Here is a 521-nt window from a genome sequence, read left to right as displayed (position 1 = left end):
CTATCCCGTGGCCGCATCCGCGACAGCATCATCCAAATAACAGGAAGATCTACCAGGGATAGCATCATCAAAAGCACCGTATTCAGAGATAGCATTTACACGCGCCTGCAAGGAAAAGCAGACAGCGTGGGTAAACGCGGATTCATTGATCTATATGATCTCAACGGCAATGCACTGAGCAAATCTGACAGCAGCGTATTTAAGCACTTCAAAATTGGTATCAACAGCAAAGGATTCAGAGACAGCACCAGTACAGTTGTACTTGACTCCCTATCCCGCGGTCGCATCAGGGACAGTATCATTCAGATAACCGGAAGATCTACAAGGGATAGTATCATCAAAAGCACCGTATTCAGAGACAGCATTTATACGAAGCTGCAAGGAAAAGCAGACAGCGTGGGCAAACGTGGATTCATTGACTTATATGATGTCAATGGCAATGCAATAGCCAAATCTGACAGCAGCGTATTTAAGCACTTCAAAATCGGTATCAACAGCAAAGGATTCAGGGACAGCACCAG

The 521-nt window shown here is 45.5% G+C and carries 1 protein-coding gene; it reads left to right on the top strand.

Translation table 11 applies throughout. The annotated features are described in order from the left end of the window. Positions 1–521 (top strand): hypothetical protein (locus tag GWG06_RS30400; RefSeq protein WP_160718183.1); only part of this gene is annotated, 521 nt, incomplete at both ends.

This window comes from Chitinophaga solisilvae (assembly GCF_009928525.1).
GTDB classification, from domain to species: domain Bacteria; phylum Bacteroidota; class Bacteroidia; order Chitinophagales; family Chitinophagaceae; genus Chitinophaga; species Chitinophaga solisilvae.
This window is presented reverse-complemented; position numbering and strand designations above follow the sequence as displayed.